The organism is Streptomyces sp. NPDC001220 (assembly GCF_053597895.1).
Genome location: NZ_JBSFJE010000020.1, coordinates 74012 through 99038 on the forward strand (window position 1 = coordinate 74012; position 25027 = coordinate 99038).

The following is a 25027-nucleotide window of genomic DNA, read 5'->3' on the forward strand; positions in this document are numbered from 1 at the left end:
CCAGCCACGACGGACCCGCGGCCGACCAACACCCCACACGCGAACGGCGTCTAGTCATCGGCCAGGCCGGCGGCAGCCTCGTGCATGGCCAGCTCCAGCAACGCCGGATCCGTCAGCGTCCCCGACCCGTCCGGCGCCACCAGCCACCGCACCCCCTGGGTCGACCGGCCGGGATACGGCACGACGATCCAGGTGCCGGCGCCCGCCGTGCGGATCCCGGTGCCGAGCCACCGGGCGGCCGTTCCGGGCGGCACGAAGAAGCCCACCCGGTTGTCCCCGAAGTCGACCAGGACGGGCCCCGGTTGATCGAGGACGCGGGTGAGCACGTCGAGGGTGGGATAGCCGAGCTCGCCCGGCAGGATCAGTACGTCCCAGGCCCGGCCGGCGGGCAGCAGCGCGATCCCCAGGGGATTGCGCTCCCATTCCCAGCGGCACGCCTCGGGGTCAGGTGCGACGGATGCCAGCCATTCGACCGCCGTCTTCGCCCCAGTCATCAGAAGACCTCCCAGTCTCGCCTCGTCGACGCGGGCAGCGCGTCACGGGGAGAGAGGGAGGTCCTCCAGGGGCATTACGCGGGTTTCGTCACCCCGTTGGAGTGACCTGGATCACATGTCGGGAGGGTCAGCTGTCGAAGCCCAGCCCGACCCGGTCCATCGCCCTGAGCCACAGGTTGCGGCGGCCCCCATGGGCGTCGGCGCGGGCCAGCGACCACTTGGTGAGGGCGATGCCGGTCCAGGCGAACGGCTCCGGCGGGAACGGCAGCGGCTTCTTGCGGACCATCTCCAGCCGGGTGCGCTCGGTGTCCTCGCCGGCCAGCAGGTCCAGCATCACGTCGGCGCCGAACCGGGTCGCGCCGACACCGAGGCCGGTGTACCCGGCCGCGTACGCCACCCGGCCCTGATGGGCGGTGCCGAAGAACGCCGAGAAGCGGGAGCAGGTGTCGATCGCGCCGCCCCACGCGTGCGTGAAGCGGACGCCCTCCAGCTGCGGGAAGCAGGTGAAGAAGTGTCCGGCGAGCTTGGCGTAGGTCTCCGGACGGTCGTCGTACTCGGCGCGGACCCGGCCGCCGTAGTGGTGGATGGCGTCGTAGCCGCCCCAGAGGATCCGGTTGTCCGCCGACAGCCGGAAGTAGTGGAACTGGTTGGCCGAGTCGCCGAGGCCCTGCCGGTTCTTCCAGCCGATCGCGCCGAGCTGCTCGGCGGTGAGCGGTTCGGTCATCAGGGCGTAGTCGTAGACCGGGACGGTGTAGGCCCGGACCCGCTTGACCAGGTTGGGGAAGATGTTGGTGCCGAGCGCGACCCGCCGGGCCCGGACCGAGCCGTACGGGGTGCGTACGGCCATGCCGGCGCCGTACGCCTTCAGTTCGAGGGCGGGCGTGTGTTCGTACACCCGGACGCCGAGGGCGAGACAGGCCTGCTTGAGGCCCCAGGCGAGCTTGGCCGGGTTGACCATGGCCACGCCCCGGCGGTCCCACAGGCCGGCCTCGAAGGTGGGTGAGTTCACCTGCTCACGCAGCGCGTCGGCGTCGAGGAACTCGACGCCGTCCGCGAGGCCCTTCCCCTCCAGCTCCCGGTGCCAGTCGCGCAGTTCCCAGGCCTGGTAGGGCTCGGTGGCCACGTCGATCTCGCCGGTGCGCTCGAACTCGCAGTCGATGCCGTGCCGGGCGACGGCGGCCTCGATCTCGTCGAGGTTGCGCCGGCCCAGCTCCTCCAGGCGGTGGATCTCGCCGGGCCAGCGGGCGAGCCCGTTGGGCAGCCCGTGGGTGAGGGAGGAGGCGCAGAAACCGCCGTTGCGGCCGGAGGCGGCCCAGCCCACCTCGCGGCCTTCCAGCAGGACCACCTCGCGCCCGGGGTCGCGCTCCTTGGCGTTGAGCGCGGTCCACAGTCCGCTGTACCCGCCGCCGACGACCAGCAGGTCGCAGCTGTCGGCGCCGGTGAGCGCGGGCTCGGGGTGGGGCTTGCCGGGGTCTTCGAGCCAGTACGGAACCGGCTGTGCTTCAGAAAGAGACCTGGTCCAATCTGCCTGACGGCTCATGGCGCTTGGGGCCATGATTTTCAACTCCCTACAGAGCCAATTAAGGGTTATGCCTTTTGCCTGGTGCGGCGGTTGGTGATGAGCATCGATACCAGCACGAGCAGTACCGCGACCAGGAACATGGCCGTACCGATGACGTTGATCTGGACGGGCGTGCCGCGCTGTGCCGAACCCCAGACGAACATGGGGAAGGTGACGGTGGAGCCCGCGTTGAAATTGGTGATGATGAAATCGTCGAAGGAGAGCGCGAAGGACAGCAGCGCACCCGCCGCGATTCCGGGGGCCGCGATGGGGAGGGTGACCCTGACGAACGTCTGCACCGGTCCGGCATAGAGGTCCCGGGCCGCCTCCTCCAGGCGCGGGTCCATCGACATCACGCGCGCCTTGACCGCGGTGACGACGAAGCTGAGGCAGAACATGATGTGGGCGATCAGGATCGTGTAGAAGCCGAGCTGGGCACCCATGTTCAGGAAGAGGGTGAGCAGCGAGGCCGCCATGACGACCTCGGGCATCGCCATCGGCAGGAAGATCAGCGAGTTCACGGCGCCGCGGGCGCGGAACCGGTAGCGGACCAGGGCGAAGGCGATCATCGTGCCGAGGAGCGTGGCGCCGAGGGTCGCCCAGACGGCGATCTGGAGGCTGATGGAGAGCGAGCCGCACATGTCGGCGACTCCGCAGGGCTGCTTCCAGGCGTCGAGCGAGAACTGCTGCCATTCGTAGTTGAAGCGCCCCTTCGGTTTGTTGAAGGAGAACACCGTGACGATGACGTTCGGAAGCAGCAGATATCCGAGGGTGAGCAGTCCCGCGATGACGACGAGACGCTTCTTGAGCCAGTTGACGAAGGGCATTTAGACCAGATCCTCCGTCCCGGACCGGCGAATGTAGATCGTGACCATGAACAGGATCGCGGCCATGAGGATGAAGGAGAGCGCGGCCGCCGTCGGATAGTCGAGAATCCTGAGGAACTGCGTCTGGATCACGTTTCCGATCATGCGGGTGTCGGTCGAGCCGAGGAGTTCGGCGTTGACGTAGTCACCGGCCGCCGGGATGAAGGTGAGCAGCGTGCCGGAGACCACGCCCGGCATCGACAGCGGGAAGGTGACCTTGCGGAACGTCGTCCACGGCTTGGCGTACAGGTCGCCGGCCGCCTCGTGCAGCCGTCCGTCGATGCGCTCCAGCGAGGTGTAGAGCGGCAGGATCATGAACGGCAGGAAGTTGTACGTCAGACCGCAGACGACGGCGAGTGGTGTGGCCAGGACGCGGTCGCCGGCCGTCCAGCCGAGGAAGTCGGTGACGCTCAGGACGTGCAGCGAGTTCAGTACGTGCACGACCGGGCCGTTGTCGGCGAGGATCGTCTTCCAGGCCAGGGTGCGGATCAGGAAGCTGGTGAAGAACGGCGCGATCACCAGGATCATGATCAGGTTCCGCCAGCGGCCCGCCCGGAAGGCGATCAGGTACGCCAGCGGGTAGCCGAGCAGCAGGCAGAGCACGGTCGCCGCGGCCGCGTAGAAGACGGACCGCAGGAACTGCGGCCAGTACTCGCTCAGCGCGTTCCAGTAGGTCGCGAAGTGCCAGGTGACCTTGTAGCCCTCTTCCAGGGAACCCGTCTGGACGGACGTGGACGCCTGGTAGATCATCGGCAGCGCGAAGAAGATCACCAGCCAGAGCAGGCCGGGCAGCAGCAGCCAGTACGGCGTGAACCGGCCCCGCTTGCGCGGCGGCTTCTTCGTGGGTTCGGCGGGCGCCAGGGGCGGCGGCGCCTCGGAGAGCGTGGCCATCAGGCGGCTTCCTCCTCGGTGCCGGCGTCGATGTCCTGGTCGGCGTCGAGACCGAAGGTGTGGGCCGGGCTCCAGTGCAGGACGACGTCGGCGCCCGGGACGAGCCGGCCGTCGCGGTCGACGTTCTGCACGTACACCGCGAACTCGGGGCAGACCGCGCTGTCGATGACGTACTGCGTGGAGACGCCGATGAAGCTGGCGTCGGCGATCTTGCCGGTGATCCGGTTGCGCCCCTCCGGGATGGACCCGGCGTCGTCGGCGTGGGTGAGCGAGATCTTCTCGGGCCGGATGCCGACGAGCACCTTGCCGCCCGTCGCGGTCGGGGCCGAACACCGCGCCTCGGGCAGGACGAGCTTGCCGCCGCCGGCCTTGAGGATGATGTCGTCCCCGCTCTTCGTGTCGACCTCGGCCTCGATCAGGTTCGAGGTCCCGAGGAAGTTGGCGACGAAGGTGGTGTTCGGGTTCTCGTAGAGGTCGGTCGGCGAGCCGAGCTGCTCCACCCGTCCCGCGTTCATCACGGCGACCGTGTCGGCCATGGTCATGGCCTCCTCCTGGTCGTGCGTGACGTGGACGAAGGTGATGCCGACCTCGGTCTGGATCCGCTTGAGCTCCAGCTGCATCTGGCGGCGCAGCTTGAGGTCGAGGGCACCGAGCGGCTCGTCGAGGAGCAGTACCTTGGGGTGGTTGATGAGCGCCCGGGCCACCGCGACCCGCTGCTGCTGGCCGCCGGAGAGCTGGTGCGGCTTCTTGCGCGCCTGCTCGCCCAGCTGCACCAGGTCCAGCATGTCCTCGACCTGCTTCTTCACGCTCTTGATGCCGCGCCGGCGCAGGCCGAAGGCGACGTTCTCGAAGATGTCGAGGTGCGGGAAGAGGGCGTAGGACTGGAAGACCGTGTTCACCGGCCGCTTGTACGGCGGCAGATGGGTCACGTCCTGGTCGCCGAGGTGCACGGTGCCGCTGGTCGGCTCCTCGAGGCCCGCGATCATGCGCAAGGTGGTCGTCTTGCCGCAGCCGGAGGCACCGAGCAGGGCGAAGAAGGAACCCTGGGGCACGGTCAGGTCCATCGGCTTCACCGCGGTGAAGCCGTTGTCGTAGGTCTTGCCGATGCCGGTGAGGCGGACGTCGCCGCTGCTGTCTGTCGTCATGGTGTCGTCACGCCCCTGTGAGCTTCGCGAACTTCTGCTGGTATGCCGTCTCTTCCTTCGAGCTCAGCGAGCGGAAGGCATGGGACCTGGCCTGCATGGCCTTGTCGGGAACGATCAGCGGGTTGTCCGCCGCCGACTTGTCGATCTTGGCCAGGTAGGGCTTCACGTCGCCGACCGGGCTGACGTAGTTGATGTAGGCGGCGAGTTCGGCGGCCGGGCCGGGCTCGTAGTAGAAGTCGATGAGCCGCTCGGCGTTCGTCTTGTGGCGCGCCTTGTTGGGGACCAGCATGTTGTCGGTCGACGTCATGTACCCGCTGTCAGGGATGACGTAGGCGACGTCCGGGTTGTCGGACTGGAGCTGCACGATGTCACCGGCCCAGGCGACACAGGCCGCCAGGTCGCCCTTGCTGAGGTCCGAGGTGTAGTCGTTGCCGGTGAAGCGGCGGATCTGGCCGTTGTCGACGGCCTTCTGCAGCCGGGCGATCACCGCGTCGTAGTCGTCGTCGGTGAACTTCGCCGGGTCCTTGCCCATGTCGAGCATGGTCATGCCGACCGTGTCGCGCATCTCGGTCAGCAGACCGACCCGGCCCTTGAGCGCGGGGTTGTCGAGCAGGTCGGAGACCGACTTCACCTCGACGCCGTCGAGGGCCTTCTTGTTGAAGGCGACGACGGTCGAGATGCCCTGCCAGGGGTAGGAGTAGGCCCGGCCCGGATCCCAGTCGGGGCTGCGGAACTGGTCCGACAGGTTGGCGAAGGCGTGCGGCAGGTTCGACGGGTCCAGTTTCTGGACGTAGCCGAGCCGGATCATGCGGGCGGCCAGCCAGTCGGTGAGGACGATCAGGTCCCGGCCGGTGTCCTGGCCCGCGGCGAGCTGCGGCTGGATCTTGCCGAAGAACTCGTCGTTGTCGTTGATGTCCTCGGTGTACTTCACCGTGATGCCGGTCCGCTTGCGGAACTCGTCCAGCGTCGGATGGTGCTTCCCGCTGTCGTCCACGTCGATGTACTCGGGCCAGTTGGAGAAGTTGACGACCTTCTCCTTCGCCGAGTGGTCGTCGGCGGAGACGCCGCCCTGGGACTTGCCGGCCGCGGGGATACCGCAGGCGCTCAGTGCCCCGACGCCGCCCACCGCGAGCGCACCGCCCAGGAACGACCGGCGGGCCAGGGCGGCCCGGCCGGTGCGGAGGCTGCGCCGGATGGCGGCCACTTCGACCGGCGAAGGGCGGTCGGGCTCGTACTGCCTCATGCGCTTGATGCCCTTTCGGGAAGAGGGCCGTGATGAGCGGCCGCAGGTATGACTATCGGTCCCCGAAGATCGTGCGGTGCCAGTCCTTCCGGGCAACCGCCGTATTGTCGAACATTACGTGCTTGACCTGGGTGTACTCCTCGAACGAGTACACCGACATGTCCTTGCCGAAGCCGGACGCCTTGTAGCCGCCGTGCGGCATCTCGCTGATGATCGGAATGTGGTCGTTGACCCACACGCACCCCGCCTTGATCTCGCGGGTGGCGCGGTTCGCCCGGTAGACGCTGCTGCTCCACGCGGAGGCGGCCAGACCGTACGGGGTGTCGTTGGCCAGCCGGATCCCCTCATCATCACTGTCGAACGGCAGAACGACCAGCACCGGCCCGAAGATCTCGGCCTGGACGATCTCGCTGTCCTGCGGCGCGTCGGCGATCAGCGTGGGCCGGTAGTACGCGCCGCTCTTCAGCTCGTCCTGCGGCGGCTCGCCACCGGTCACCACGCGCGCGTAGCCGCGCGCCCGCTCGACGAACCCGGCGACCCGGTCCCGCTGGGCGTGCGAGATCAGCGGCCCGAGGTCGGTACCGGGGGCGAACGGGTCGCCCAGCCGCACGGTCTCCATCAGGGCGGCCGTCTGCTCGACGAAGGCCTCGTAGAGCGGCCGCTGCACATACGCGCGGGTGGCGGCGGTGCAGTCCTGCCCGGTGTTGATGAGCGCCCCCGCGACGGCCCCGTTGACGGCCGCCTCCAGGTCGGCGTCGTCGAAGACGACGAACGGCGCCTTGCCGCCGAGTTCCAGATGCAGCCGCTTCACGGTCGCCGTGGCGACCTCCGCCACCCGCTTCCCGACACCGGTGGAGCCGGTGAAGGAGGTCATGGCGACGTCGGGGTGCCCGACGAGATGCTCACCGGCCACCTTCCCGGTCCCGGTGACGATGTTGATCACACCGTCGGGGATACCGGCGTGGGTGGCCGCCTCGGCGAAGAGCAGCGAGGTCAGCGGGGTCAGCTCGGCCGGCTTGAGCACGATGGTGTTGCCGGCCGCGATCGCCGGGAGGATCTTCCAGGCGGCCATCTGGAGGGGGTAGTTCCAGGGCGCGATCGACCCGACGACACCGATGGGCTCGCGGCGGACGTACGACGTGTGGTCGCCGGAGTACTCACCGGCCGCCTGTCCCTGCAGATGCCGGGCGGCCCCCGCGAAGAACGCGGTGTTGTCGATGGTCCCCGGCACGTCGAACTCACGCGTCAGCTTGAGCGGCTTGCCGCACTGGAGGGACTCGGCGCGGGCGAATTCCTCCGCGCGGTCGGCGAGCACGGCGGCGAACCGGTGCAGCGCGTCCGACCGCTCGCCGGGGGTCGCCCCCGCCCACCCGGGAAAGGCGTCCCGCGCGGCGGCGACGGCCCGGTCGACGTCGTCCGTCCCGGCCAGTTCGTAGGTGTACACGTCCGCGCCGGTGGCCGGGTCCACGACGGCGTGCGTACGGCCTGACGTGCCCTTGCTGAACCGTCCCGCGATGTACTGCGCGCCGCCCGCGAGCCGCTCCTGCGCGGGGAAGGTCTCCGGGGTGGCGGTGCCCGGGTTGTCCATGTCGCTTCTCCTCCGCCGTCACCCCGCCCCGAGAGGCGGGTGGCGTAGCTCCAGCTCGATTTGACTGCCGATCCTGACAGAGCAGAGGGAGTCCAACAAGTGATTCCGTTGTTGCCTTTTGGTTACGCGACGGAATCTGTCGACCAGGTGTCGAGTCAGGAAGGAAAAGGCAGGACGGAGTGTCAGTGGTGCCTGCCAGACTGGCGTGCATGGCGAAGATCGATTCTGCGGAAGCCCTGATCAGGGCCGTCCGGGCGGGGGCCGGGATCAAGTACCTGCACTTCTGGGGACACCGGCCGAGGCCGGACGGACAGCTCTCGGCGAGCTGCCTGAGCCAGTGGTGGCCGTCACGCTTCGTGGTCGACGGTGTGGAATACGCGACCGCCGAGCACTGGATGATGGCAGGAAAGGCCCGGCTGTTCGGGGACGCGGAGGCGGAGCGCCGGGTGGTGGCGGCCGGGCATCCGGCCGAGGCGAAGAAGGCGGGCCGGCTGGTCCGGAACTTCGACGAGGCGACATGGGAGCGGGAGCGCTTCGAGATCGTGGCGCGCGGCAGCGTGCACAAGTTCGCGGCCGACCCGCACCTGCGCGCGTACCTGCTCGGCACCGGCGAGCGGGTACTGGTGGAGGCGAGCCCGGTGGACCGGGTATGGGGCATCGGCCTGGCGGCCACGGACGAGAGAGCGGCGGACCCGTCCCGTTGGAGGGGGCTGAACCTGCTGGGGTTCGCACTGATGGAGGCGCGGGAGCGGCTGCGGGCGGCGGGGGTGTAGGTCTACAGGCGGGGGCGCTTCCGGCCGACGGAAACTGGTCCCACCTACAGGGCGGAAGACCGAGCACTCCCGGCCGACGGAAACTGGTCCCACCCAAAGGGGCGCGGGGAACTGCGCGACCCGCCCACGTCCACCCGCACCCGGCCACCGGCCGCACCCGCCCCCCGGCGCCCCCCTTACCGCGTGCTCGCCACCACGATCACCACGATGAACCCGACGGCAAGCAGCAGCCCCGCCGACCCGCAGATGATCCCCGCCAGCGCCTGCCCCGCGTTCGTGGCCTCCCCGCGCCGGACCCGGGCCCGCCCGATCGAACCGAAGACGATGGCCAGCACCCCCATCACCAGCGCGACCGGCCACGCACAGAACCCGACCACACTGATGATCCCGGTGACGAGACCGGCCGTGCCCAGCCCGTTGTTGGGCATCGGCTGCATACCGGGCCAGCCGCCGTACCCGCCGGGGCCGCCGGGGTACGACGGAAAGGGCTGCCCCGGGTAGCCGTACCCCGGCCCGGGAGCCGGTGCGGCCGGGTAGCCGTAGGGAACCTGACCGGGCCCGTCCGGAGCCATCGGCGGCGGAGGCACCGCCGCACTCTGCGGATACGGCGGAAGCGCGGGCGGGGCATAGGGACCCGGCGCCGCGTACGCGCCCGGCGCACCCGGCGCACCCGGCGCGGCGAACGGGTTGGCGGGCGCGGCCGGAGCCGCGTCCGACGGCGCCGCATAGGGGTTCGCCCAGCCCTGGGGCGGCGCCCCGTCCTCCGCCCCCGGCATCGCCGCGACCGTCCGCTGGTCGTGGATCGGGGGCGGCGGCGCCTGATCCTGGATCGGGGGCGACGCCGCTGCCCCGGCCCCCGCCCCCTCCCCCGCGTCGGCCGTCTTGTCCAGCCGTATCTTCGGAGCTTCCGGCGCCTCGTCAGCCATCTCGCGATGTCCCCTCTCCCGCACGCGTGCCGCCGTCATGCTAAGGCCCGTCCACCTCGAACGCCGGTCCGGCCTACGATGGCCCCGAATCACCGATCAGCCGATCACCGCGCAAGGGGCCAGCTCACGGCCGTACCACCGCCGAAGGCGGCCCCGCGCCGTTCCGGGGAGGAACCCTTGACCGACCGCCACGCCGAACCCGCCCTCCGCGACGTGCACGCCTTCATCGCCGGGCTGCCCAAGGCCGAACTGCATGTCCACCACGTCGGCTCCGCCTCCCCCCGGATCGTGTCGGAACTGGCCGCACGGCACCCCGACTCCAAGGTGCCCACCGACCCCGAGGCCCTGGCCGACTACTTCACGTTCACGGACTTCGCCCACTTCATCGAGGTCTATCTGTCGGTCGTCGACCTGATCCGCACGCCCGAGGACGTCCGGCTGCTCACCTACGAGGTGGCCCGCGAGCTGGCCCGCCAGCAGGTGCGCTACGCCGAGCTGACCATCACCCCCTTCTCCTCCACCCGGCGCGGGATCGACGCACGGGCCTTCATGGACGCGATCGAGGACGCGCGGAAGGCGGCGGAGAGCGAGTTCGGGACCGTGCTGCGGTGGTGCTTCGACATCCCCGGCGAGGCGGGCCTGGAGGCCGCCGAGGAGACGGTCCGGCTCGCGACCGACGACCGGCTCCGTCCGGAGGGCCTGGTCTCCTTCGGTCTCGGCGGCCCCGAGATCGGCGTGCCCCGGCCGCAGTTCAAGCCGTACTTCGACCGGGCCGTCGCGGCCGGCCTGCACTCCGTCCCGCACGCCGGCGAGACGACGGGCCCCCAGACGGTCTGGGACGCCCTGGTCGACCTGCATGCCGAGCGCATCGGTCACGGCACCAGCTCCGCGCAGGACCCGAAGCTCCTCGCGCACCTCGCCGAGCGGCGCATCGCCCTGGAGGTGTGCCCGACCTCCAACATCGCCACGCGCGCGGTCCGCACCCTGGACGAGCACCCGATCAAGGAGTTCGTGGACGCGGGCGTGCTGGTCACGGTCAACTCCGACGACCCGCCGATGTTCGGCACCGACCTGAACAACGAGTACGCGGTCGCCGCCCGGCTCCTCGGCCTCGACGAGCGCGGTGTGGCCGACCTCGCCAGGAACGCGGTGGAGGCGTCCTTCCTGGACCGGACGGGCAAGGCGAGGATCTCGGCCGAGATCGACGCGTACACGAAGGCATGGCTCGCCCCCTGAAAAACCCCTGCGCGGCCCTGAGAACATGGGCCCATGCAGACCGTGACCGCCGTGGCCCACCGCGGCGACCCCTACCGCTTCCGCGAGAACACGTCCGCCTCCCTGCGTTCCGCGCTCCAACAGGGCGCGGACGCGGTGGAGATCGACGTACGGCTGACGCGTGACGGCGTCCCCGTCCTCCTGCACGACGAGACCCTGAAGCGCCTCTGGGGAGTCGACCGCCCGCTGGGCGCGCTCTCCGCCGACGAGGTGCGCGGCCTCACGGACGACGGGGTACCGACGCTCGCGGAGGCGCTGGCGGCGGCGGAGGACAGCCGGGTGATGATCGACCTGCCCGGCGCTCCGAGCGAGCGGGCGGTGGCCAGGATCGTGGCCGTGGCCCGCGAGTGCGGTGCCGCCGACCGTGTCTACTACACGGGGGACGCGGCGGCGATGCTGGCGGTACGGGCGGCGGACGCGGCGGCGGAGATCGCCCTGACCCGCAAGACGCTGGCGCCCGTGCGCCCGGCGCTCCTGGACGTGATCCGCCCCCGCTACCTCAACTACCGCTTCACCCTGCTCGACCACGCCCTGACCGAGCACGTCCACCGCGGCGGCCACCTGGTGTCCTGCTGGACCCCGGACACCCGCCGGTCGATGCGCCGCCTGCTGGACATGGGCGTCGACTCGATCACCACGAACCGGGTGGACGTGCTCGACGAGCTCCGGCGCTACACCACCGAGCGCTGAGCGACCGTCGCCGGATCGACGGGCGTCCCCCGTGTCACGTACTGCGGAACCGGCGCCGAGTCCTTCCCGTCGTCCCGGACGAGCCCGTAGCGGATGGCTCCGTCCGGCGGCCCGTACCGGACGTCCTTCTCCACCGCGTCCCAGGTCGAGGGGAAGACGCTCACCCCGTAGTCCGCTCCCCGCTCGTTCACCGTGAGCGTCACGCCGCCGTCGACGTAGAAGTACTCGTTCTGCCACATCTGCTGGGTGCCGGCCGGCAGGACCGCATAGCCGGTGGCCGAGCTGCCCATGCCGGTGGCGGTGGCGTCCGTGCTGCTGATGCGGTCGTCCATCCGGCGGCCGCCACCCGACGCCACGTGGAAGAGCCTGCCCTTCAGGCCGGTCCAGCTCGGCATGACGAGGCTGCCGGCCCGGGACAGCGGGGCGATCTGCCAGCGGACCAGGACATAGCCCCGCCCGGTCAGTGTCACGGTGTCCCCGCGATGGTTCAGCACCGCGTGCGCCCCGCCCGTGCTGGTGATCCCCGTCTCCGGCCGGTGCGGCAGCGTGCCGGGCCTGGTGTCCGGGTCCGGCGCCCTGTCGACCGCGTCGACGACCGAGCCGTACCGGGCGGTGCTCGCCGACGGGGAAGGTGACGGCGAGGCGGACGGCGAGGCCGGCGGGGACGGCGGGGCAGTGGTCGCCGGGGTCGGTGCCGGCACCGGCGCGCCGGTGATCGACGCCGTGGGCGCGGTGGCCGTGTGCGGTGCCGGACGGTTCGGGGTCTGTACGACGACGTACGCGCCGCCCGCCACGATCGTCGCGCCCGCCGTGACCGCCACCGCGGGCTTGGTCAGCGCGCCCAGCACCTTCGCCGACCAGCCGGCGGCGGTCGCCGCGGCCGCCGTCTTGCCGCCGAACGCCAGCGACAGCGTGAAGCCGACCGGGACCGGCACCAGGGCGATGCCGGCCAGCAGCCGTTGCGCCGGTACGACGGAGTCGCGGGTGTCGCCGCAGTAGCCGCAGCCCCGGACGTGCCGGGCCAGCCGCTTGCGCCAGACGGAGTCGGGATGCCCGTCCCAGCGGGCGGTCAGCTCGCGCAGCTCGGGGCAGGCACCGTCCAGCGCGCGCACGATGCCCCGCGAGATCTCCAGCCGCTCCTTCATCCGCTGCACGCGGACGGCGGCGTGCTGCCGGCTGATGCCGACGGCCGCCGCCAGCTCACGCCGGGTGAGTTCGCCCGAGACCTCCAGCCACCACAGGGACACCAGCTGCCGGTCCTCCGCGTCCAGCCAGCGCACCGCCTCCGCGACCTCCCGCCGCTGGCCCTCCAACTGGAGCCGCAGCACGGTGAGTTCGGCGAAGTCCGCAGCGCCGTCCGGGACCCTCTCGTCCAGCTTCCGCTCCTGCCTGCGGCGCGCCCGGTCCCGTATCTGCCGCATGGCGATGGCCACCAGCCAGGACCGGAAGCTGTCCGGGTCGCGGAGGGTGCCGAGGTGGTCGACGGCACGCAGCATGGTCTCCTGGACGACGTCGTCGACGTCGGCATGGCCGTTGAGGGCGCGGCCGACCACGTTGTAGACCAAGGGCAGCCAGCCCTCGACCAGTTCGTCCAGCGCTCGCCGGTCGCCCGCCTGCGCCGCCGCGATGGTGGTGCGCCACTGCCGCGACACGTGTACGTCCGTCCTCATGACCGCACCTTCTCAGCCGGGGCGGTGAGCTTGGCAATGTCGGGGATCACAGCGACGGAGACGGAGCACGGGGCTCCGCGATAACACTTTTTCCGTTTCGGGGTGACCTCGCTCGTGAGCAGAGGCCGTGCGCGAGACGAGTGAGCGGACCCACTCTCCCCCGGCCGTCGATCCAGGCGTAGCATGTGAACGAAACTGTTTCGTTCACGGAACGGACCTCGCATGGAGAAGACAGGCATGGTCTCCGTACTCGTCGTCAACGACCAATCCCTCCAACGCCTCGCCCTGCGCATGCTCCTCGCCGCCGAGCCCGGCCTGACGGTCGCCGGGGAGGCGACGGACGGGGACGGGGCGATCCGTGCGAGCGCCGCGCTCCGCCCCGACGTCGTCCTCATGGACAGTCGGCTGTCCGGGGCGGCCGGCACCGAGACCATCCGGCACCTCACCCACCCAGCCCTGCGGACGACCCGCACCCCCGGATTCCCCGCCGCCGCCGAGGACGCCTACGCCCCCCGGGTTCTGGTGCTGACCGCCGCCGAGCAGGAGGCGGAGGCCTGGGCCGCCCTGCGGGCGGGCGCCGGCGGCTTCCTGCTCGACGACGCCGACCCGGCCGAACTGACCGCGGCCATCAGGGTGGTGGCCGCCGGGGACGCCGTCATCACGCCCGGCCTGACGCGCGCGCTCATCGACGCCGTCCGCCAGCAGCACACCGTCCGCCCACTCCCCCGGACCACGGGGCTCGGCGCCCTCACCGAGCGCGAGCGCGACGTCCTGGTCGCCGTGGCCTCCGGCTGGTCCAACGCGGAGATCGCCCAGTGGCTGTCCATCGCCCCGACCACCGTGAAGACCCACGTCAGCAACGTCCTGGCGAAGATCGGCGCCCGTGCCCGGGTGCAGGCGGTGGCCTTCGCCTACGAGTCGGGGCTGATCCGGCCCGCGGCCTAGAAGCTCTCGCCGCCCAGCGCCTTGATGAACGCGAGCGGGTTCCAGTACTCGCGGTACTTGACGATCCTGCCGTCCTTGAACGTCACGAACGTCGCGTAACTCATGTCGTACGGGTTCCCGTTGGCCAGGACCCGGCCGGTGACGCTCCAGTCGGCGACGGCCGTGTCCGGGTCGTCGGTGCCGCGGATGGTCGCCGACGTGATCTGCTGCACGTCGATGAGGTCGGGGTAACCGCGCAGGTACTCGTAGACGGCGGTCCGGCCCTCCAGCCGGGCGGGGCTGCCCTCGGGGGCGAAGGGGAACTCGACGACCACGTTCTCGTCGCACAGGTCCGCCCAGGCCTTCATGTCCTTGGCGAGGAAGGTGTCGAGGCTGCGCCGCACCAGGTCGGCGGCGGTAAGGGTCTCGCTCATGGTTCGTTTCCCATCATGCTGAGGAGTGGGCCGCGTGCGCAGTGACCCACGCATTAATGTGGCTAGCCACATAATTACTTGGCTAGCCACACAAGTCAAGCGGTCCGACGGCTCACGTGAAGACTCCACCGCCGTCCACGGTCAGGATCTGGCCGGTCAGCGCCTCGGCGGCGTCGCTCGCCAGGAAGCCGACCGTCGCCGACACGTCCTCGGGCGTCAGCGCACGGGGCAGCGCCTGCCCGGCCTGCGAGGCTTCGAAGGCGGCGTCCGGCTGGTAGGCGGTGGACGCGGTCCGGGTCAGCCCCGGCGCCACTCCGGTCACCGAGATCCCGTGCCGCCCGAGCGACGCCGCGAGCGCGCGGGTGACGGCCACCAGCGCGCCCTTGCTGGTCACGTACGCCAGCAGGTCCGGGCTCGGGGGCCGCCAGAAGGTGTCGGAGAGGATGTGCACGATCCGGCCGAAGCCGCGCTCCCGCATCCCGGGCACGAAGGCCTGGGCGAGCAGCACCGCGGACTCGACGTTGACCGCCTGGACCCGGCGCCAGGCGTCCAGGTCCACGGTCTCCACGTCCATCAGGTCGGTGGCGGCGGCCGCGTGCACCAGCACGTCGCACCGCCCGTTCTCGGTCAGCACGCGGCGCGCCGCCGCCCGTACGTCCCCGGCGTCGGCCAGGTCGCAGGCGATGTCGCCGGCGCGGTCCAGGACCCGTACGGTGTGGCCGCGTGCGGCCAGCTCGCGGACGATGGCGCCGCCGATGGCCCCGGCCCCGCCCACGACGACGGCGACCCTGGGTGCGATGGGTTTCTCGGACATCAGGTGCTCCCACTGGTAGGGCCGGTGCGGCAGGACGACGACTTCCCGACGTCACCCACGTACCGCACCGGCCGTCATATTTGCTTGTTCCAGCAATGAAATGGTGAGGCAAGAACCTGTCAGGGGTGGATGGCGCTGCCCAGACCGAGGTCCAGCCGCAGGGACTCCACGAGCGAGAAGGCGCTGCTCTCGGTGAAGACGTCGGCGGCCGCGAGCGTCCCGGTGTACTTGGCCGCGACCGGGGCGGCCGCCTGCCGGCAGACCTCGTCGAGCCAGGTCTTCACGACGGCCCAGATGTTGTTCCCGTACTTCGCCGCGTAGACCCCGTAGTCCACGGTCCCGAGCGCCTGCTCGAGCGAGGCGGTCAGGTCGTCGATGTACTGCTGGTGCACGGTGACGTCGGCACGCCTGCCGAGCCGTCCCATGTGACCGGCGATGTGGTACTTCCAGGGGTACGACAGCGCCTTGGCCGGGGCCGCGAGGTAACCCTGGATGTCCTCGCTGTAGTTGAGCGCGCCGAACGGGGCCCAGCCCGGGATGGTGATGTCGACCAGCATCAGCGCGTCGTGGTGCGGGAACCGGATGTAGATGTTGTCCGGCGAGTGGTTACTGCCGTGGTGCGCGAGTTCGACCCGCTCGCCGCCGACGTGCAGGGTGTAGCGGTCGGCGAAGGTGACCTCGGGCGCGGGCTTGTCCGGGTCGTTGTCGCGCCGCAGCAGCCGGCGGTTCTCCTCGTGCCCGATCCGGACCACGTCGCGGCCGAAGAGCCCGGACGCGCCGACGTGGTCGGAGTGGTGGTGGGAGTGGACGATGTGGGTGACCTTGTTGCTGGTGCCGTTGGCGGCGGCCATCTCGTCGACGGCGCGCTGCAGGTTGTGGCCGATGGTCGGCGGGGCGTCGAACAGGACGACACCCTCCCGGGTGGTGAGGAAGGCGGCCTGGTAGTCGCCGTCGGTCACCCAGTAGAGGTTGTTCTTCACGCGGCCGACGTAGTAGCCCTGGCTGTTGACCGCCGGGCCGAGGGATCCCGCGGGCACCGGAGCGTAGTCCGGCAGACCCGCGCCGGCGGATCCGGCGGCCGAGGTGCGGGAGGCGGCCGCCGAGGCCGGCGTCGCGGCTCCCCCGGCGACCAGGGCCGCGGCAGCCGGTACGGCGGTGGCCGCGGCGACTCTGGCGAGGAACGAACGGCGATCGGTTCCGGATTCGGAGCTGGCTGACATGTCGATTCCCTTCGGAACGGTCCCGGGAGGGCCAGGGGCGATCCGCCCCTGCGACTCCCGCCCGGCGCAACGGGCTCACCGTAGCCTTAATTAGCTTGCGCAGGCAAGTAATTATCCACCTGTTCCGCAGCGGAGCCGAACGCATGCCGCCCCTCGGGAGCCGGCCACGACCCGGCTCCCGGCATCCGCCGCGACTAAGGTGTTCGCAGCCCCGGAAGCGGCGGAACAGCGAGTCTCCGCCCCCTATCGCCCGCCAGACGAGGAGCGCCATGCCAGCCGCGAAGCCCGATCCGGTGATGCCTCGGCCCAGCCTCGTCGAGCGCGCCCCGGTCAGCTTCGGGCTCTTCGCCCTCTCCCGGGAACTGCACGGTTACGGCGCCGAACTCCTCCTCAGGCTCGGCCTGCACCCCGGCCAGGAACTGATCCTGATGCGGCTCTTCGACCGGGACGGCCAGACCCAGGCCGAGTTGCAGCAGGCGGTCGGACTCGACCACTCCACGGTCTCGCGGTCGATCCGCCGTATGGAGGACGCGGGCCTGGTCGCCCGGGCCCGCGCCGAACACGACCGCCGGGCCTTCGTGGTCTCGCTCGCCGAGGGCGGGGAGGCGCTCCGCGAGCCGCTCGCCGACCTCTGGACCACCCTCGACCGGCTCGCCACCGACACCCTGCGCCGGCTGGAGGGCGCCGACTTCCTCAGCACGGTCGCGGAGCTGGAGCGCGCCTACGCCACCGCGCGCCGCGGCTGACCCACCACTCCGTCACCGCGGGTCCGCCCCGCCCCGGGCACCGCCACGCCCCGCCGAACGCCGAGGTGACTCGGCATACATGCACCGTGCTCATGGTTCGCTTCTTTTCCAGGCATTGGACGCATGCATATCCGGCTGCGAGGCTTCCGGAGAGCGCGTTCCCCCGGAGGCGCGAGGCACCGGAACACGCCTCGAAGCGACCCGGACGCGCTCAGGAAGCACCCTGGAAGCAACGCGGAAAACGGAGAAGGAGCCGATCATGGGGACCCAGTGGAACGCCGACGAGGGGCACATCGAGACGACCGCCCGTGGCCGTGCCGTGCTCTCCCAGCCCCGTCTCAACCGGGGCACGGCCTTCACCCGGGAGGAACGGGAGTCACTGGGTCTGGTGGGTCTGGTGCCGCCCGCGGTGCTGACCCTGGAGCAGCAGGCCGAGCGGGCGTACCAGCAGTACGCGGCCCAGCCCACCGACCTGGCCAAGAACGTCAACCTCACCGCGCTGCACGACCGCAACCAGGTGCTCTTCTACCGGCTGCTCGGCGACCACCTCGACGAGATGCTGCCCATCGTCTACACCCCGACCGTCGGCAGGGCGATCCAGCGCTACAGCAACGAGTACCGGCGCCCGGCCGGCGTGTACCTGTCGGTGGACGCGCCGGAGGAGATCGAGGGGGCGCTCACCGCCACCGGCCTGGGCCCGGACGACCTCGACCTGATCGTCGCCACGGACGGCGAGGCGATCCTCGGCATCGGCGACTGGGGGGTGGGCGGTATCGACATCTCGGTGGGCAAGCTCGCCGTCTACACCGCCGCCGCCGGCATCGACCCGAACCGCACCCTGGCGGTCATGCTGGACGTCGGCACCAACCGCCAGGAACTCCTGGAGAACCCGCTCTACCTGGGCAACCGGCACCCGCGGGCGGACCGGGAGACGTACGACGCCTTCATCGACGCCTATGTCACCACCGCCCGCCGGCTCTTCCCGGACGCCCTGCTGCACTGGGAGGACTTCGGTCCGGCCAACGCCCGCCGCATCCTGGAGCGTTACCGTCCGACCGAGTTCACCTTCAACGACGACGTGCAGGGCACCGGCGCCGTCAACCTCGCCGCCGTGCTGTCCGGGGTGAAGGCCAGCGGGATCCGACTGCGCGACCACCGCGCGGTGATCTTCGGCGCGGGCACCGCCGGCATCGGCATCGCCGACCAGCTGCGCGACGCCATGGTCGCCGACGGACTGACCGTCGAGGAGGCCACCGCCCGCATCTTCGGCGTGGACCGCTACGGCCTGCTCACCGAGGACCAGGAGGGGCTGCGCGACTTCCAGGTCCGCTACGCCCGCCCGGCCGCCGAGGTCGCCGACTGGCGCCGGGACGAGAAGGTGGGCGGCATCGCGCTGGCCGAGGTCGTCGAACGGGTACGGCCGACGGTCCTGATCGGCACCTCCGGCCAGGGCGGCTCCTTCACCGAGGACATCGTCCGTACGATGGCCGCCCACGCCGAGCGTCCGATCATCCTGCCGATGTCCAACCCGACGGACCTGGCCGAGGCGGTCCCGGCGGACCTGCTGGCCTGGACGGACGGCCGCGCCCTGATCGCCACCGGGAGCCCGTTCCGCCCGGTCGAGCAGGACGGGGTCAGGTACGCGATCGGGCAGGCCAACAACGCGCTGATCTTCCCGGGCCTCGGGCTCGGCGCGATCGTCGCCCGGGCCACCCGGGTCACCGACGGCATGCTGGCCGCCGCCGCGCACGCCGTCGCCGGCCAGACCGACGCCACCGGCCCCGGCGCGCCGATCCTGCCCCTCACCGACCAGCTGCGCGAGACGTCGGTGGCCGTGGCGGTCGCGGTGGCCCGCGCCGCGGCCGCCGACGGGGTGGCCCGCACGACGGTGGACGACTCCGTCGAGGACCGGGTGCGGGCCGCGATATGGCAGCCGGTGTACCCGCCGATCAAGGCCGTCTGAGGCAGACGCGGCTCCACGCGACGACCGGGGCGCCTTCCTCATGCCCTCACGGCCTGCATCCGGCCCGTCCGATGCGGCGGGAGAATAGGAGCATGGATCTCCAGGTACTGCGCTCCTTCCAGGCCGTCGCCGAGGGCGTGACCGTCACCGAGGCCGCGGCCGCCGCGCACATCACCCAGCCCGCCCTCTCCCGGGCCCTGAACCGGCTGGAGGGCGAGATCGGCGCGGAACTCCTCCAGCGGGTCGGACGAGTACTGCAACTCACCCCGGCCGGGCGGGTGTTCAAGGAGTACGTCGACACCGTGCTGGACGGTTACGACCGGGGGCGGCGGGCGGTGGCCGAGGTCGTCGACCCCGACACGGGCGTGGTGTCGCTGGCCTTCCTGCACACCCTGGGCACCTGGCTCGTACCCAGACTGGTCACCGGCTTCCGGCAGCGCTTCGCCGCCGTCCGGTTCGAACTGCACCAGGCGGACGAGAACGGCCTGACCCAGCACCTCCTGGACGCCACCGCGGACCTGATCATCACCGGCAAGGACCCCGGCCATCCGCTGATCACCTGGCGGCGGCTCCTGGTCGAGCCGCTCTGGCTGGCCGTGCCGGCCCGCCACCGGCTCGCGCAGCGCCGGCGGGTGCGGCTGGCCGAGGTGGCCGACGAACAGTTCATCGTGCTCAAGCCCGGATACGGCCTGCGCAGTGTCACCGAGACCCTCTGCCGCCAGGCCGGGTTCAGCCCTCTGGTCGGCTTCGAGGGCGAGGAGGTGGAGACGCTGCGCGGGCTGGTCGCGTCGGGACTCGGCGTCTCCCTGATCCCGGCCGCCCCGGACGCCACCGCGGCCCCGGAAACCAACCCCGACCTCCCCATCCGCTACCTCGCGGTCACCGACGTCCGGGCCGCCCGGGACATCGGCGTCGCCTGTCTGGCCGCCCGCACGCTGCCCCCGGCCACCCGGCGCTTCCTCGACCACGCCCTGAACACGCCGGCCGGGACGGACGGGGTGCCGCGACTCCCCTGAGCACCCGAGCACCCGAGCACCCGAGCACCCGAGCACCCGAGCACCCGAGCACCCGAGGCATTTAACACAACGCGGTTGCGCTAATAACGAAACCGTGTTGTGCTGTCGGTATGAGTACCCACACCTGGTTCATCACCGGCTCGTCCCGCGGCTTCGGCCGCAGCCTCGCGATCGCGGCCCTGGAGGCCGACGACCACGTCGTGGCCACCGCCCGCAGGCCCGAGCAGCTCGACGACCTGGTCGAGAAGTACGGTGACCGCGTGCTGCCCGTCGCGCTCGACGTCACCGACCGGACGGCCGCCGTGGCCGCACTCCGGGCGGCCGTCGACCGCTTCGGCCGGATCGACGTCGTGGTCAACAACGCCGGATACGCCAACCTCGACGCCGTGGAGACGACCCCCGAGGACGACTTCCGCCGTCAGTTCGACACCAACTTCTGGGGCGTCTACCACGTCTCCACCGCGGCGCTCCCGATCCTCAGGGCCCAGGGCGGCGGCACCATCGTGCAGTTCTCCTCCATCGGCGGTCGCGTCGGCGGCACACCCGGCCTCGGCTCGTACCAGGCCGCCAAGTTCGCCGTCGACGGCTTCACCCGGGTGCTCGCCGCCGAGACCGCGCCCTTCGGTATCCGCTGCCTGGTCGTGGAGCCCAGCGGCTTCGCCACCGACTGGGCCGGCCCCTCGATGCGGATCCCCGAGGTCGCGCCGGAGTACGACCCCACGGTCGGGGAGATGGCCCGCCTGCTCGGCGGTTCCGTCGCCGCCGCCGGCGACCCCGGGCGCGCCGGCGAGATCCTGGTCCGGGTCGTCAAGGCGAAGAACCCGCCCACCCACCTGCTCCTCGGCGTCGGCGCCGTGCAGATGGCGCAGAGCTACTCGCGCGGCCAGCTGGCGGAGGCCGCCGCCTGGGAGCAGGTGAGCCGATCGGCCGACTTCGGCCAGGACTACCCGGCCGAACTCCCCGACCAGGCCCCGCCGATGGGCTAGTTCACGAACAGGCCGGACAGGACGGCCGCGGCTCCCCCGGCCTCCGCTGCTTCCGCGCCACGGCCCGGACCTCCCGGGCCGCGTCGGCGGCGGAGCAGGAGGAGACGAAGGTGCAGGCGCCCGTACGGGCCGTGCGTGCGCGGGTCCAGGCCTCAGCCCGTGGACGGCCCGGGAGAGACGTCGGGCGGCAGATTGAAGGGTGTGACCACCTGGATCGCCGAGGGGAGGGTCGGGCCGTCGTCCGGCAGTGCCTTGTGGGCCCGCATGACCGTCTGGCAGGCGCGGCGCACGTCCTGGCGCAGGTCGTGGTGGAGGACGGCGGAGAGGCGGCGTTCCCGCAGCAGCCGTGTGTTGTCGTGGTCGAGGTCGTGTGCGATGAAGACGGCACACGGCCTGTCGAGGTCGTCGAACGCGCCCAGCGTGGCGAGGTTGCCCCCGCCCATGGAGTAGACCGCCACGATGTCCTGGTCACGCTTGAGCGCGTCGAGAACGAGGTCGTGCTGGGTGGCGTCCAGGCCGTCGCTGTCGGTGACCTCGACCAGGGCACGCTTGGCGCCGGCGAGCCGCATGGCGCTGCGGAAGCCCATGTCGCGCTCCTCCTCGCCCCGGAAGGAACCGCGGCTGATCGTGGTGAGCACGTTGCCCGGCCGGTCGCCGAGCCATTGCTGGAGGAGGTAGGCGGCGGTGGCGCCCGCCGCGCGGTTGTCGATGCCGACGTACGCCCGGCGCGGGCTGTGCGGCAGGTCGGTCACCAGGGTGACGACCGGGATGCCGGCCGCGACCAGCCGGCCGACGGCGGCGGCGATCTCCGGCAGGTCGGGGGCCTTGAGGATCACGCCCTGCGAACCGCGCTTGGCGACCTTGTCGAGGGTGCCGGTCAGCTCCGCCGCCGAGCAGGTCTCACGGAAGTGGAAGCGTGAGCGCACGACGGCGGGATGCAGGGAGGGGAGTTCGGCCTCCAGCGCCTCGCGTACGGCGGTGGAGAACCGCTCCGGTGTCTGCATGACGATGTCGATCATGAAGGTCCGGCCCGCGATCCGGACCTGGGTCTGCTGACGGTCCAGGTCCTTGATGGCTTCCTGTACCTCACGGATGGTGCTCTCCCGCACGTTGCCCCTGCGGTTGAGGACCCGGTCGACCGTGGCGGTGCTCAGCCCTGCCTGCCGGGCGATTTCCCTGATCGGATAGGGGTGATGCATCGCTGATCCCAAGGAATGATGATGGATTTTTGATTCACGGCTGAGCATTGATTGATGGGTCCGGGTTCTCAAGACTGGCAGAAAAGCAGGTACTGCGAAAGGACCCGGATGCCTTCCCCAGCAACGAAGCGGACATGGCTCACCGAGGCCGACTGCGATCTCGACGCGCTCCGCTCACTCGTCGAGCAGAAGACCGACATCGGGGACTACCCGTCGGCCGCGGGCGTGGAGCAGAACGTGTTGCTCTACGACGGCGCCCGGCTCCGGGGCCGCACGGCCACGGACCAAGGGCGTCGGGACGTACAGGAGGAGCTGATCCGGGCGCTGCTCGACGGACCCGGCATCGTGGTCCTCAAGGGCGCGTTCGCCCGGGCGCAGGTCGTGGACCGGGTGTCGGAGGCCTTCGCCGCGCTCATCGAGGAGGAACGCCGCGAAGGCACGGCCCGCGGCGACCACTTCGCCCGGGCCGGCGCCAACGACCGGGTCTGGAACGCCCTGGACAAGATCGCCGTACGGGCGCCGGAGGTGTTCGCCGACTACTACGCCAACGACCTGCTGGCGCTGGTCGCCGAGGCCTGGCTGGGCCCCGCCTACCAGGTGACCTCCCAGGTCAACGTCGTCAATCCCGGCGGCGCCGCGCAGAGCGTGCACCGCGACTACCACCTCGGTTTCCTCTCCCAGGAGCGCGCCGCCGCGTACCCGGCGCACGTCCACCGCCTCTCCCCCGTCCTCACCCTGCAGGGCGCGGTGGCCCACTGCGACATGCCCGTCGAGTCCGGCCCGACCCTGTACCTGCCGCACTCGCAGAAGTACGAGCCGGGCTACCTCGCCTGGCGACTGCCCCGGTTCGTCGAGTACTTCGACGCCCAGCACGTCCAACTCCCCCTGGACAAGGGCGACGCCGTCTTCTTCAACCCCGCGCTCTTCCACGCCGCCGGGCACAACCGGTCCACCGGCATCCGCCGGATGGCCAACCTGCTGCAGATCTCCTCCGCCTTCGGCCGCGCGATGGAGACGGTGGACCGCGCGGCGATGGCCAACGCCCTCTTCCCGGTGCTGCTGCGCCGCAGGGCCGAAGGCGCCCCGGAGGACTGGCTGCGCCGCCTGGTCGCCGCCACCGCCGAGGGCTACCCCTTCCCCACGAACCTGGACCTCGACCCGCCGGTGGACGGTCTGGCTCCGCCCTCGCAGGCGGACGTCCTCTGGCAGGCCGTGGCCGAGGGCTGGACCCCCGTGCGGCTGCGCGAGGAACTGGACTCGGCCGCCGCGCGCCGCGGGAACTGAACCGGACAGCGCGCCCGTGGGACTTCTCGAGGCCGAGGTCGCGGCGAGGCCACGGCGATGAACTTCGTCCAACCGCACCTGGACGACGGGGTGGTGGTGCGGGTGGCGGGCGGTGAGCGCACGGAGGAGCTCGGCCGCCGGTCGTCGTACACGTACCAACTGGAGGCGTTCGCCGCGCATCTGCGGCACGGCGCGCCGCCGGCGCTCGACGCCGACGACGCGCCGACCACCATGAGGTTGATCGACGAGTGCTACCAGGCGGCCGGATTCCCCGTCCGGCCGCGTACGGTGCCGCCGACCACGGTGTGACACACGAAAAAAGGGTGCCGCGAGCTGGTCGATCGTGTTCTGCACCAGGCTGGCCTGGTTGGGGCCGCTGGGGTCACCGGAGTGGACGAGCTTGCCGTTGTCCTCGGGGCAAGCATCGCGGCTCTACCCCAGCACCGCGGCGGCCGTCCGGTACGCCGCCTGGGCGGCCTCGTGGACCGGCAGCGCGCGATGCGCGTCGGACAGGATCTCCACTCCCCAGGGCCCTGACCAGCCGGTCGCGCGGAGAGCGGTGATGATCCCTCGCAGATCGAAGGAGCCCTCTCCGCACAGCCGGCGCCGCCGGACGGTGTCCTCGAACAAGGTGCCCACGACAAGGGCGTCGGCGTCGTTGAGTTCCACGCCCACGATGCGGGAGCCGGGGACCTCCGCCAGTTCGGCCGGCGGGGTGTGGGCGCGCTCGGTGTGCCAGACGTCGACGATGAGGCCGCCGGCCGGGTGCCCGGCCGCCTCGACGAGCCGGAGGCCGTCGTGCACGGTCCTGAGGTTGGACCAGGGCAGGAACTCGATGGCGAGCCGGGCGCCCGCACCGTCGGCCTGGGCCGCGAGCGTGGCGAACTCCTCGGCCCAGACATCGAAGTCCCACGGCCCGTCCTCGACATCGGGTCCGATCTTGAGGTGGTGCGCACCGAGCGCCTCGGCGGCCCGGAGGAGGTCTCGCCGTACCGCGTCCGAGGCGGTACGCCGGGGTCCGTCGGCCCACCAGTCGGTGAGCAGCTCCAGCTCGATGTGGTCGAGTCCGTTGTCCGCGAAGAGGGCGCGGACGCCCGCGAGCCCGTACTGCTCCTCGGCCGCCACGAGATCCGCGTACAACAGGCCGAAACCCCTGAATCCCGCGGCGGCCGCGGCCTCCACCCGTTCCCGCAGGCTCAGCGGGCTGCGCTGGTCACCACGGCCGGGCGCGGCGTCGCCGGCGGTGGTCCAGCAGGTGGCGAGCAGATCCTCAGCGGTCATTTCTCCTCATTCCCTTCCTCGCACGCCCGTGCTACCCA

General features: G+C 71.1%; 22 protein-coding genes and 2 pseudogenes. 10 read left to right on the forward strand and 14 right to left on the reverse strand.

What is annotated here, in order from left to right:
* Positions 1–50 precede the first annotated feature (50 nt).
* The 7 genes from ACWDGI_RS37005 to ACWDGI_RS37035 form a co-directional block, all read right to left on the reverse strand.
* Positions 51–494 (reverse strand): hypothetical protein, encoded by a 444-nt coding sequence (locus ACWDGI_RS37005; RefSeq protein WP_450766785.1) that lies wholly within the window; start codon positions 492–494, stop codon positions 51–53.
* Positions 495–621: 127 nt separating this feature from the next.
* Positions 622–2049 (reverse strand): NAD(P)/FAD-dependent oxidoreductase, encoded by a 1428-nt coding sequence (locus tag ACWDGI_RS37010; RefSeq protein ID WP_450766787.1) that lies wholly within the window; start codon positions 2047–2049, stop codon positions 622–624.
* 32 nt (positions 2050–2081) lie between these two features.
* The gene (locus ACWDGI_RS37015) at positions 2082–2882 is read right to left on the reverse strand and encodes an ABC transporter permease (protein WP_450766789.1); all 801 of its coding nucleotides are present in this window, start codon (positions 2880–2882) and stop codon (positions 2082–2084) included.
* A complete protein-coding gene (locus tag ACWDGI_RS37020; RefSeq protein WP_450766791.1) occupies positions 2883–3812 on the reverse strand; it encodes an ABC transporter permease in 930 nt (309 codons plus the stop codon).
* Positions 3812–4957, reverse strand: a complete 1146-nt coding sequence (locus ACWDGI_RS37025) for an ABC transporter ATP-binding protein (protein ID WP_450766793.1) — start codon at positions 4955–4957, stop codon at positions 3812–3814. Before ACWDGI_RS37025 ends, ACWDGI_RS37020 begins: the two co-directional genes overlap by 1 nt.
* A 7-nt stretch (positions 4958–4964) precedes the next feature.
* Positions 4965–6200 carry an ABC transporter substrate-binding protein gene (locus ACWDGI_RS37030; RefSeq protein WP_450766795.1) on the reverse strand — a complete coding sequence of 412 codons (1236 nt, stop codon included), beginning with the start codon at positions 6198–6200 and terminating at the stop codon, positions 4965–4967.
* A 52-nt stretch (positions 6201–6252) separates the two neighbouring features.
* Complete coding sequence (locus ACWDGI_RS37035) at positions 6253–7788, reverse strand: gamma-aminobutyraldehyde dehydrogenase (RefSeq protein WP_450766797.1); 1536 nt, start codon at positions 7786–7788, stop codon at positions 6253–6255.
* A gap of 209 nt (positions 7789–7997) precedes the next feature.
* On the opposite strand from ACWDGI_RS37035, the gene ACWDGI_RS37040 reads away from it, so the two are divergent.
* Complete coding sequence (locus ACWDGI_RS37040; RefSeq protein WP_450766799.1) at positions 7998–8561, forward strand: NADAR family protein; 564 nt, start codon at positions 7998–8000, stop codon at positions 8559–8561.
* A gap of 176 nt (positions 8562–8737) precedes the next feature.
* Here ACWDGI_RS37040 and ACWDGI_RS37045 read toward each other — a convergent pair whose 3' ends face one another.
* Positions 8738–9487, reverse strand: coding sequence for a DUF4190 domain-containing protein (locus tag ACWDGI_RS37045; RefSeq protein ID WP_450766800.1), 750 nt, complete (start codon positions 9485–9487; stop codon positions 8738–8740).
* Positions 9488–9549: 62 nt separating this feature from the next.
* Here ACWDGI_RS37045 and ACWDGI_RS37050 point away from each other — a divergent pair.
* Positions 9550–10723 (forward strand): annotated as a pseudogene (locus ACWDGI_RS37050) (adenosine deaminase); the annotation flags it as partial.
* Positions 10724–10756: 33 nt separating this feature from the next.
* A complete protein-coding gene (locus ACWDGI_RS37055) occupies positions 10757–11452 on the forward strand; it encodes a glycerophosphodiester phosphodiesterase (protein WP_450766802.1) in 696 nt (231 codons plus the stop codon).
* Here ACWDGI_RS37055 and ACWDGI_RS37060 read toward each other — a convergent pair.
* Positions 11434–13122, reverse strand: coding sequence for an RNA polymerase sigma factor (locus ACWDGI_RS37060; protein WP_450766804.1), 1689 nt, complete (start codon positions 13120–13122; stop codon positions 11434–11436). The two genes, ACWDGI_RS37055 and ACWDGI_RS37060, sit on opposite strands and share 19 nt — an antisense overlap.
* Positions 13123–13359: 237 nt before the next feature.
* Here ACWDGI_RS37060 and ACWDGI_RS37065 point away from each other — a divergent pair, with 237 nt between their 5' ends.
* On the forward strand, positions 13360–14067 hold the full coding sequence (locus ACWDGI_RS37065; RefSeq protein ID WP_450766934.1) for a LuxR C-terminal-related transcriptional regulator: 708 nt from the start codon (positions 13360–13362) through the stop codon (positions 14065–14067).
* On the opposite strand, the gene ACWDGI_RS37070 is transcribed toward ACWDGI_RS37065, so the two are convergent.
* From ACWDGI_RS37070 to ACWDGI_RS37080, 3 genes are all read right to left on the reverse strand, one after another.
* Positions 14064–14480, reverse strand: coding sequence for a nuclear transport factor 2 family protein (locus ACWDGI_RS37070; RefSeq protein WP_450766806.1), 417 nt, complete (start codon positions 14478–14480; stop codon positions 14064–14066). The genes ACWDGI_RS37065 and ACWDGI_RS37070 overlap by 4 nt on opposite strands.
* Positions 14481–14592: 112 nt before the next feature.
* Positions 14593–15294: an SDR family NAD(P)-dependent oxidoreductase gene (locus ACWDGI_RS37075; RefSeq protein WP_450766808.1), complete on the reverse strand. Its 702-nt coding sequence runs from the start codon at positions 15292–15294 to the stop codon at positions 14593–14595.
* A 119-nt stretch (positions 15295–15413) separates the two neighbouring features.
* Entirely contained in the window at positions 15414–16514 is a 1101-nt protein-coding gene (locus tag ACWDGI_RS37080) for an MBL fold metallo-hydrolase (protein ID WP_450766810.1), read from the reverse strand.
* 269 nt (positions 16515–16783) lie between these two features.
* On the opposite strand from ACWDGI_RS37080, the gene ACWDGI_RS37085 reads away from it, so the two are divergent.
* The 4 genes from ACWDGI_RS37085 (at position 16784) to ACWDGI_RS37100 (ending at position 21225) form a co-directional block, all read left to right on the forward strand.
* A complete protein-coding gene (locus tag ACWDGI_RS37085) occupies positions 16784–17260 on the forward strand; it encodes a MarR family winged helix-turn-helix transcriptional regulator (protein ID WP_450766812.1) in 477 nt (158 codons plus the stop codon).
* Positions 17261–17519: 259 nt separating this feature from the next.
* Positions 17520–19223 (forward strand): NAD-dependent malic enzyme, encoded by a 1704-nt coding sequence (locus tag ACWDGI_RS37090; protein ID WP_450766814.1) that lies wholly within the window; start codon positions 17520–17522, stop codon positions 19221–19223.
* Between the two features lie 92 nt (positions 19224–19315).
* Entirely contained in the window at positions 19316–20239 is a 924-nt protein-coding gene (locus ACWDGI_RS37095; protein WP_450766815.1) for a LysR family transcriptional regulator, read from the forward strand.
* A 110-nt stretch (positions 20240–20349) separates the two neighbouring features.
* Entirely contained in the window at positions 20350–21225 is an 876-nt protein-coding gene (locus tag ACWDGI_RS37100; RefSeq protein WP_450766817.1) for an SDR family NAD(P)-dependent oxidoreductase, read from the forward strand.
* A gap of 152 nt (positions 21226–21377) precedes the next feature.
* Here ACWDGI_RS37100 and ACWDGI_RS37105 read toward each other — a convergent pair whose 3' ends face one another.
* Positions 21378–22424, reverse strand: coding sequence for a LacI family DNA-binding transcriptional regulator (locus ACWDGI_RS37105; RefSeq protein WP_450766819.1), 1047 nt, complete (start codon positions 22422–22424; stop codon positions 21378–21380).
* 108 nt (positions 22425–22532) lie between these two features.
* On the opposite strand from ACWDGI_RS37105, the gene ACWDGI_RS37110 reads away from it, so the two are divergent.
* Both ACWDGI_RS37110 and ACWDGI_RS37115 read left to right on the forward strand, forming a co-directional pair.
* Positions 22533–23708 carry a phytanoyl-CoA dioxygenase family protein gene (locus tag ACWDGI_RS37110; protein WP_450766821.1) on the forward strand — a complete coding sequence of 392 codons (1176 nt, stop codon included), beginning with the start codon at positions 22533–22535 and terminating at the stop codon, positions 23706–23708.
* 39 nt (positions 23709–23747) lie between these two features.
* Positions 23748–24017: pseudogene (locus tag ACWDGI_RS37115) on the forward strand (Gfo/Idh/MocA family protein); the annotation flags it as partial.
* Positions 24018–24140: 123 nt separating this feature from the next.
* On the opposite strand, the gene ACWDGI_RS37120 reads toward ACWDGI_RS37115, so the two are convergent.
* Complete coding sequence (locus ACWDGI_RS37120; protein WP_450766823.1) at positions 24141–24989, reverse strand: sugar phosphate isomerase/epimerase family protein; 849 nt, start codon at positions 24987–24989, stop codon at positions 24141–24143.
* Positions 24990–25027: the final 38 nt, after the last annotated feature.